Below are 9,265 nucleotides of genomic sequence, written 5' to 3'. Positions count from 1 at the left end.
AGGATTTCTCTTTGCCGTACGACACAGAGAAATCCTAATGACCGATTTGGGATAATGTGTATCCGAAAACAGACTTTGGGGATTAGAACATCTGACTGACACGACGAATGCCAGCCACAAGAACATCGACCTCCTCGCGGGTGTTGTAGAGGGCGAACGAAGCCCTGACGGTGCCCAACACGCCGAGACGGTCCATAAGGGGCTGGGCGCAATGGTGGCCCGTGCGCACGGCGATGCCCAACTGGTCGAGCAGTGTGCCCATGTCCATGTGGTGGATGTCGCCCACGTTGAAACTGATCACGGCGTCGCCCTGCATGTCGTTGGCCTGGCCGTCGGACAACAGGTCAGCGGCATGACCGTAGATGTGCATGCCGGGGATATCGCGCAACTGGCTCAGGGCATAACGGGTGAGCTCGCGCTCATGGCGTTCGATGTTGTCGAGACCCAGGTGCTCCATATACTCGATGGCCTTGGCCAATCCGTGGGTAGCCACATAGTCGGGGGTTCCGGCCTCAAACTTAAGGGGTGGGCGCTCGAAAGTGGTCTTCTCAAAACTCACATGCTCTATCATCTCGCCGCCGCCCTGATAAGGAGGCAACTTCTCAAGCCAACTCTCCTTGCCATAGAGCACACCAATGCCGGTGGGGCCGTACATCTTGTGACCACTAAAGACAAAGAAATCGCAATCCAAATCTTGCACGTCGATGGCGAAATGAGGGGCGCTCTGGGCTCCGTCGACCATCACGGGGACATCGTGCTCATGGGCAATGGCGATCATTTGCTTCACAGGATTGACCGTGCCCAGCACGTTGCTCACGTGCATGACACTCACCATACGTGTCTTCTCATTGAACAAGCCCTTGTAGGCTTCCAAGTCGAGCACGCCACCATCGGTCATGGGAATGACACGCAACTTGATGCCACGCTTGTGGGCTTGCAACTGCCAAGGCACGATGTTGCTATGGTGCTCCATGGTGGAAACGATAACCTCGTCGCCCGGTTTCAGAAACTCGTCGCCAAAGGTGCTGGCCACCAGGTTCAGGCCCTCGGTGGTGCCACGGGTGAAAACAATCTCGCTGACGCTGCGGGCATTGATAAACCGCCTGACGGTTTCGCGGGCCTGCTCGTGCAACTCGGTGGCCTGCACACTGAGGTAGTGGACGCCGCGGTGCACATTGGCGTTGACATTGAGATACTCATCGCGCATGGCGTCGAGCACACACAACGGTTTCTGCGTGGTGGCACCATTGTCGAGATAGACGAGCGGCTTGCCATGAACCTCGCGAGCGAGGATGGGGAAGTCGGCCCTTACGTCCTGAATGTTATATCCTGTTTCCATTGTTTACGATTTAGAAGGGTTATCAGCGCTTGCAACCGCCATCAGCCAACGGACGGGTCAGACGGCATCCTTGGCAGCGACCCAGTTCGCCACGGAAGCGTTTCTCCACCAACTGGTGCAGTCGGTCGCGCAAAGGCTCAAGCTTAATCTGATCGATGACCTCGCCCACAAACGCCAGTTCGAGGAGCATCTTGGCCTCATGCTGGTCGATGCCACGCTGCTGCATGTAGAAGAGGGCCGCGTCGTTGAGCTGGCCCACGGTAGATCCGTGCGCACACTTCACGTCGTCGGCGTAGATCTCAAGCATGGGCTGCGTGTACATACGCGCCGCCTTGGTCATGCAGAGGTTCTGGTTGGTCTCTTGCGAGGTGGTCTTTTGGGCTCCATGGCGCACCAGCACACGACCGGCGAAGGCACCCACGGCATGTCCATCGAGCACATATTTATAGAGCTCATGCGAGTCGCAATGGCCCACCTGATGGTCGATGAGCGTATTGTTGTCCACACGCTGGCCTTTGTCGGCTATGACACAGCCGTTGCACCAACACTCAGCCCCTTCGCCCTTGAAGGTGAGATTGAGCATGTTGCGGGTGGTGCCGTTATGAAGCGTGATGACATCATGGCTCACGCGACTGTTGGCTTGCTGCTCAACATACACGTTGCTCACACGTGTGTTCTTCTCGTGGGTCTCCTCCAAGCAGTAGAGGTCGAGACTCGCATTCTCACCCACATAGGCCTCAATGACCTGTGTGGAGAGGAAGTTGCGGTCGTCGGCCGAGTCGTCGCAGAAGAGAAGCTGGGCCTCAGCGCCCTCATCCATAACGATGAGCACACGGCGGTTGACCATCAAGTCGACATCGGCGCGGAGAATATTGACCACCTGGATGGCACGCTCCACCTTGACACCTTTGGGCACATGGATGAACAAGCCATCCTGAGCCAACATGGTGTTGAGGGCGGTAATGGCGTCGTCGGAAGTCTTCGCCAGTTGGGCGTAACGGCCTTCCACCAGTTCGGGATGTACCTCAGCGGCCTCACGCAGGCTCATCACCTCCACCCCCTCGGGCAGAGAGGCCTTGGGGAGCACCTTCTTATAGAACGTGTCGTTCACCACGAAATAAAGTGAGGTGGAGAGGTTGGGCACGTCGCAACTGAAGACCGAATAGGGATCGACCGGAATGTCGAGCCTGCTAAGGTTCAAACCGTAGTCGGGGGCGAAAAGCTCAGCCATGTCGGTGTACTTATATCGCTCCACCTTACGCGAGGGAAAGCCCTGGCGCTTGAAGTCGTCAAAGGCCTGATCGCGCACGGCATTGAGCGCCGTGGCCGAATGGCTGCAGATCAACGCTTTCGACGCCTCAAATAAATCTATGTATTGTTTTTCGCTACTCATTGTGTAAAAAGGGTTTCCTTTTTCTTCATGTAACGGGAAAGAATTACTTCCCAAACTCCTTATCGGCTTCTTCCTTGATCCAGTCGTAGCCGCGCTTCTCGATCTCCTTGGCCAAGGACGGACCTTCGGTGCGCACGATGCGGCCGTTGTAGAGCACGTGAACCACCTGCGGCTTGATCATGTCGAGCAAGCGCTCGTAGTGGGTGATGACGATGATCGACTTCTCAGGAGTGAAGAGTTTGTTGACACCTTCTGCAACGATACGCATGGCATCGACATCAAGACCCGAGTCGGTCTCATCGAGAATGCTGAGCTTCGGCTCGAGCATGGCCATCTGGAAGATCTCGTTGCGCTTCTTCTCACCGCCCGAGAATCCCTCGTTCACGGAGCGATGCGCCAACTTACTGTCGAGTTCCACAAGCTCGCGCTTCTCACGCATGAGCTTCATGAAGTCGCCAGCCTTCAGCGGTTCGAGGCCTTCATACTTGCGCTTGGAGTTGACGGCGGCCTTCATAAAGTTGACCATCGACACTCCAGGAATCTCTACGGGGTATTGGAACGAAAGGAACAATCCCTCGCGAGCGCGGTCCTCAGGCTTCATGGCCAGCAGGTCCTTGCCGTTGAACAATACGCTACCCTCGGTGACGGTATACAGGGGGTTGCCTGTCAACACGGCCGAGAGCGTTGACTTTCCTGAGCCATTTGGGCCCATGATGGCATGTATCTCGCCGTCGTTGATCGTGAGATTGATGCCTTTCAATATTTCTTTGCCAGCAATGGTGGCATGCAGGTTTCTAACCTCTAACATAATTTATTTATAAAATATCTAATAAACCATTTAACAATCCATATCCATCGTCGCACGTCCACCGAAAGGGGAACGTCAGTTTTAGGCCAACGGAGAGCGCGTGGCGGTGCAATTGTCCATGATAATCGGTCGTGCGACTGCTGCCTTCCTCCGTGTAATGAGCTCGATAAGGAGCGTCGACGCCCAACCGGTAGCTATATTCCAACTGCAAGGCGACGCTTGAGAACAGGTAGATGTCGGCTCCCACAACGGGACCAAGACTAAACCTCGGAGCTTTGGCAACGCCCTCGACTGCATAGGAATAGGTGTTTTCCGTCAGTCCGTTTGCGCTCCACGACAGGGAAGACGTCATTTCGAACGGTCCGCGATCGGCGCCAAAGGCATACAAGACATCGACACCCACATAAGGACAGATCTTCCATTGCGCCGGGGCAGGGTACCAACGGCCTCCCAACATCAGTTGGTTGAGGTCGCAACTGGCGTCTCCCTTCAGAAAATGAAGTTCCTCATGCTCATATCCCACCTTCAGGCTGAACGGCGCTTTGGGCAGGTAATACTCCATATGAAGCTTGGTGATCAGGCCCGAATTGGAGGTTGCCCCCATTCGATACTGGGGCACAAGGGCGTCGGTCGACGCTGCATTGCGAATCATGTTGCCGCCCAATTGGCCGTCGATGGCCCACCGACGACCGTTGTCGTCTTCGCTCTGGGCCCACACACAGACGCTTCCCATCAACAGGAATGTCATACATATCATTACCAAACGCTTCATGTTGTCGTATTATCCTTACGCTATGATCGTACCATTCATACGATGTTGTCATATTAGCCTTACGCTATGATCGCATTATTCATACGATGTTGTCATATTAGCCTTGCGATGTTGCCGCATAATCTTTGCGATGCTCCAAGTGGGTTCCTCATTGACGCTTTGTTCATTCGGTCATTTCACTGGATGGAGTTGGCGTTACAAGTATTTTTTATCCAACCGTTCCTTCGAGCGATACGCTCAGGAGTTTCTGGGCTTCCACCGCAAACTCCATAGGCAACTTGTTGAGCACATCCTTGGCATAGCCGTTGACGATGAGTCCGACGGCCTCCTCGGTGGGGATGCCACGTTGGTTGCAGTAGAACAATTGGTCCTCAGAAATCTTCGACGTGGTGGCCTCATGCTCCACGATGGCCGTGTCGTTGTGGATATCCATGTATGGGAAGGTGTGGGCTCCACAGTCGGATCCCAGCAGCAACGAGTCGCACGAGCTATAATTGCGGGCGTTGTCGGCATTGGATGTGGCACGAACCAAACCGCGATAGCTGTTCTGCGAATGGCCCGCCGATATTCCCTTGGAGATGATGGTCGACTTGGTGTTCTTGCCCATGTGAATCATCTTGGTGCCCGTATCGGCCTCCTGGAAATGGTTGGTGACAGCAACCGAATAGAATTCGGCCTGCGAATTGTCGCCACGAAGCACACACGAGGGGTACTTCCAAGTAATGGCCGATCCGGTCTCCACCTGTGTCCACGACAACTTAGAGTTGACACCGCGGCAGTCGCCACGCTTGGTCACAAGGTTCAACACGCCACCTTTACCATTTTCGTCGCCGGGATACCAGTTCTGAACCGTGGAGTATTTCACCTCAGCGTTGTTCATCACAACAATCTCAACGACAGCAGCGTGCAACTGATTCTCATCGCGCATAGGTGCCGTGCAGCCCTCCAAATACGACACATAGCTGTCGTCATCTGCAATGATGAGCGTACGCTCAAACTGACCCGTGTTGCGCGCATTGATGCGGAAGTAGCTACTGAGCTCCATGGGACAACGAACGCCCTTGGGGATATAGACGAAACTACCATCGCTAAACACCGCCGAATTGAGTGCGGCGGAATAATTGTCACGATAAGGAACCACCGACCCGAGGTACTGACGCACCAAATCGGGATGGTCTTTCACGGCTTCGCCAATGCTCGAGAAGATGACTCCCTTCTCGGCCAATTGTTTCTTGAATGTGGTTTTCACCGACACCGAGTCCATGATGGCGTCGACTGCCGTTCCACTAAGCGCCAAACGTTCCTCCAAGGGAATGCCCAACTTATCGAAAGTTTTCTCGAGTTCCGGGTCGATCTCCTTGTTCTTGGGTTTCTTAGCCAACGGATCGGCATAAAAAGAGATATCCTGATAATCGATAGGGGGAACGTGAACATGTCCCCATTTGGGTTCGGAGAGGGTTGTCCAAAAGCGATAAGCCTTCAGACGAAACTCAAGAAGCCAGTCGGGCTCACCCTTTTTCTTAGAGATGAGTCTGACGATATCCTCGTTCAATCCTTTCGGAATGACATCGGTCTCCACGTTCGTGGTAAAGCCAAACTCATACTTCTGATTGGCTACCTCTTTGACAAACTCATTATTTCGTTCTGTCTTCATATGATGATGAACGGCCTCCCCAAGATCTTCCAGGGAGAGAGCGATGCGCCACAAGCCTCCCGCCGTTATGCAATCGCTGCGCCCCAACGTTGTTGCAGCACACCGATTGCGTTTCGACAAACGCTCGCACATCTCTCCGCCATGGAAAGGCTTGGAGAGGCCTTATGCTATTAGATCTTACAGTTTCTGCTCCACCTCAATCTCAGTGAAGGTCTCCAGGACATCGCCGGCTTGGATATCGTTGTAGTTGACAAGCGAGATACCACACTCCAGACCCGTCACAACCTCCTTCACATCGTCCTTATAACGCTTCAAGGCGGCAATGGGGGCGGTGTGAACGACGATACCATCGCGAACCACACGAGCCTTGTCCTTGTTGTGCACCTTACCCTCGGTAACCAGACCACCGGCAACAGCGCCAACCTTCGATATCTTATAGACCTGTCTCACCTCAACCTGGGCGGTAATAATCTCCTTCTTCACCTTGTCGAGCATGCCTACCATGGCCGACGTGATGTCGTCGATGGCATCGTAGATAACCGAGTAGGTGTTGATCTCCACGCCCTCGCGGTCGGCCAGTTTGCGTGCATCCGATGATGGACGAACCTGGAATCCCACGATGACAGCGTCGGAAGCGCTTGCCAACATAACATCGTTCTCCGAGATTTGACCCACGGCCTTGCTGATGACATTGACCTGCACCTTCTCGGTCGACAGCTTGATGAACGAGTCGGACAAAGCCTCCACCGATCCGTCAACGTCACCCTTAACGATGATATTGAGCTCATGGAACTCGCCACGTGCAATGCGGTGTGAGATGTCGCCCAAGGTAAGGCGCTTCTGTGTACGCAGTCCCTGCTCACGCTGCAGCTGCTCACGCTTGTTGGCTATCTCTCGAGCCTCCTGGTCTGTGTCGATCACGTGGAAAGCGTCACCGGCGGTCGGTGCTCCATTAAGACCAAGCACGATGGCAGGCTCTGCGGGTCCCACGTTGTCGATGCGTTGGTTACGCTCGTTGAACATGGCCTTGACGCGTCCCCAGCTGGTACCAGCGAGGACGATGTCGCCCACCTTCAACGTACCGTTGCTTACGAGAACCGTCGAAACATAGCCGCGTCCCTTGTCGAGCGACGACTCAATGATGGTACCTGAAGCCTTGCGGTTGGGGTTGGCCTTGAGGTCGAGCATGTCGGCCTCGAGCAGCACCTTTTCCATGAGGTCGTCGACACCGATGCCCTTCTTGGCGCTAATCTCCTGGCACTGGTATTTACCACCCCACTCCTCCACGAGCAGGTTCATGTTGGCCAAGTCCTCGCGAATGCGATCGGGGTTGGCTCCGGGCTTATCAATCTTGTTGATGGCGAACACCATGGGCACACCAGCGGCCTGACAGTGGGCGATGGCCTCCTTGGTGGTAGGCATCACCGAGTCGTCGGCAGCAACGATGATGATGGCGATATCGGTGACCTGCGCACCACGAGCACGCATGGCCGTGAAGGCCTCGTGACCCGGAGTATCGAGGAACGTCACCTTTCGTCCGTTCTTCATTGTAACGCTATAAGCGCCAATATGCTGTGTGATACCACCGGCCTCACCGGCGATCACGTTGGTGTTGCGGATATGGTCGAGCAACGAAGTCTTACCATGGTCTACGTGTCCCATGACCGTCACGATCGGAGCTCGGGGCACGAGATCGCTCTCATCGTCCTCCTCCTCGCTAACAGCCTCCTGCACTTCGGCGCTGACATACTCCGTTTGGAATCCGAACTCATCAGCCACGAGGTTGATGGTCTCCGCATCGAGTCGCTGGTTGATAGAGGCCATGACGCCAATGCTCATCAGTGTGCCGATGAGCTGGTTGACGGAAACATCCATCATGGTAGCCAACTCCGACACCGTAACGAACTCGGTGAGCTTCAACACCTTGCTCTCCTTGCGCTCCTTACGTGCCTCTGCGTCGAGCTTCTCCTGCACAGCTTCACGCTTTTCCTTACGATACTTGGCACCGCGCTTGTTGTTGTTCTGCTTGCTGGTCAGACGAGCCAACGTCTCCTTTACCTGACGTGCTACATCCTCCTCGTTCACCTCAAGCGGCTTTTGGCTGCGGTTGTTCTTCTTCTTGCTCTTCTTATTGTTATTGTTGTTGCCGGCATTGTTGTTGCCGCCGTTGTTTCCGTTGCGGTTGTTCTGCTGTCCGACGGCGTTGATGTCCACGCGCTCCTTGTTGATGCGCTGACGCTTCTTGCGGTCTCCAGCGTTGGCACCGTTCTGTCCCTTGGCCTCACGCTCCTTTCGGCGCTCCTCCTTCGACTTCTTACGGGGTCTTGTGCTTTGGTTGATGGCCGAGAGGTCAATCTTACCCAAGACGTTCACCTTGGGGGTATTGAGAATCTTCCTCTCGCTGCTCAACTGGAACACGCCCGATTTCTCCTCCTGCTGAGCGGGCTGAGCGTTCTCCTCAGCCTTCTTCGGAGCAGCCTCCTGTTTGGGAGCCTCCTTCTGGGCGTTGTTCTGACTTGTCGCCTTTGCCGCAACGTTGGCCTTCGGAGCCTCGGCGGGCTTGGCAGGAGCGGGAGCTGCCTGCTGTGCGGGCTTGGCGGGTTCCGTCTTCTTCACGGGTTCCTCCGCCTTAACCACCTTGGCGGGCTCAGCCTTCTTGGCAGGTTCCACCTTGGGAGCCTCTGCCTTGGGGGCCACCTTCTCCGGAGCTGCGCTCACAGGCTTCTCGGCAACGACTTTCTCGGGCTCGCGACTGACGGCAGCAGTCTTGGCCTCCTCTTTCTTAACAGGCTCAGGAGCAGCAGAGCCGACCCCGACCGGTTTCTTGCCCAGGTTGTCAAGGTCAATTTTGCCCAATGGCTTGTACTGCTGGTGGCTTGTTCCCTCCAGCACACTCTTTGAGCGCGTTTCTGTCCGCTTGGAATCCGTCTCACGCTTTTTCTCCTTGTTCTTAGGGAAAAGCTGTTTGGCGGCTGAGAGCACGGCTGCGTCTTGCTTGAAAGCCTCAACGAGCGCCTTATACTGCGCATCGTTGAGCTTGAAGCTCACGTCGGCCTTCACCTCGCCCAGATCGCTTTTCTTTTCCAGGAATTCAACTGCCGTTTGAAGTCCTATGTTCAATTCACGTAGTGCTTTGTTTAATCTGATGCTCATAAAACCTTTCTTAAAGGCGAGAGGGGTTCGTGGCAAAAAGGTAAAACGCCATTCGCTCCATCACCTTACTCTATTTATTATATTTATAATCTCTTTTGACTTGTTATTTGGAAGCCTGGGGAGGCGTGCTGCCCTCCCCCACGCTT

6 protein-coding genes are annotated in these 9,265 nt (G+C 54.8%); all 6 read right to left on the bottom strand.

The features are described 5' to 3' along the window. Positions 1 to 82: 82 nt before the first annotated feature. Positions 83 to 1,339, bottom strand: a complete 1,257-nt coding sequence (locus WKK33_RS02360; RefSeq protein ID WP_337468577.1) for a cysteine desulfurase — start codon at positions 1,337 to 1,339, stop codon at positions 83 to 85. Positions 1,340 to 1,361: 22 nt separating this feature from the next. Beyond that, positions 1,362 to 2,732 (bottom strand): Fe-S cluster assembly protein SufD, encoded by a 1,371-nt coding sequence (sufD, locus tag WKK33_RS02355; protein ID WP_337468576.1) that lies wholly within the window; start codon positions 2,730 to 2,732, stop codon positions 1,362 to 1,364. 43 nt (positions 2,733 to 2,775) lie between these two features. After that, positions 2,776 to 3,540 carry a Fe-S cluster assembly ATPase SufC gene (gene sufC, locus WKK33_RS02350; protein WP_337468575.1) on the bottom strand — a complete coding sequence of 255 codons (765 nt, stop codon included), beginning with the start codon at positions 3,538 to 3,540 and terminating at the stop codon, positions 2,776 to 2,778. A gap of 7 nt (positions 3,541 to 3,547) precedes the next feature. Then, positions 3,548 to 4,297, bottom strand: a complete 750-nt coding sequence (locus tag WKK33_RS02345; RefSeq protein ID WP_337932307.1) for a hypothetical protein — start codon at positions 4,295 to 4,297, stop codon at positions 3,548 to 3,550. 223 nt (positions 4,298 to 4,520) lie between these two features. Next, complete coding sequence (sufB, locus tag WKK33_RS02340) at positions 4,521 to 5,966, bottom strand: Fe-S cluster assembly protein SufB (RefSeq protein ID WP_337932305.1); 1,446 nt, start codon at positions 5,964 to 5,966, stop codon at positions 4,521 to 4,523. A gap of 177 nt (positions 5,967 to 6,143) precedes the next feature. Beyond that, a complete protein-coding gene (gene infB / locus WKK33_RS02335) occupies positions 6,144 to 9,119 on the bottom strand; it encodes a translation initiation factor IF-2 (protein ID WP_337932304.1) in 2,976 nt (991 codons plus the stop codon). Positions 9,120 to 9,265: the final 146 nt, after the last annotated feature.

Source organism: Hallella sp., assembly GCF_037460745.1.
GTDB lineage: Bacteria > Bacteroidota > Bacteroidia > Bacteroidales > Bacteroidaceae > Prevotella > Prevotella faecis.
Note: the sequence above shows the minus strand (reverse complement) of the source record. Positions and strands in the feature narration are given on the sequence as shown.

Excerpts from the sequence above, each read along its gene's own strand:
- sufD (WP_337468576.1), bottom strand. The coding sequence starts at position 2,732 with ATGAGTAGCGAAAAACAATACATAGATTTATTTGAGGCGTCGAAAGCG.
- WKK33_RS02345 (WP_337932307.1), bottom strand. The coding sequence starts at position 4,297 with ATGATATGTATGACATTCCTGTTGATGGGAAGCGTCTGTGTGTGGGCC.
- infB (WP_337932304.1), bottom strand. The coding sequence starts at position 9,119 with ATGAGCATCAGATTAAACAAAGCACTACGTGAATTGAACATAGGACTT.
- sufC (WP_337468575.1), bottom strand. The coding sequence starts at position 3,540 with ATGTTAGAGGTTAGAAACCTGCATGCCACCATTGCTGGCAAAGAAATA.
- WKK33_RS02360 (WP_337468577.1), bottom strand. The coding sequence starts at position 1,339 with ATGGAAACAGGATATAACATTCAGGACGTAAGGGCCGACTTCCCCATC.
- sufB (WP_337932305.1), bottom strand. The coding sequence starts at position 5,966 with ATGAAGACAGAACGAAATAATGAGTTTGTCAAAGAGGTAGCCAATCAG.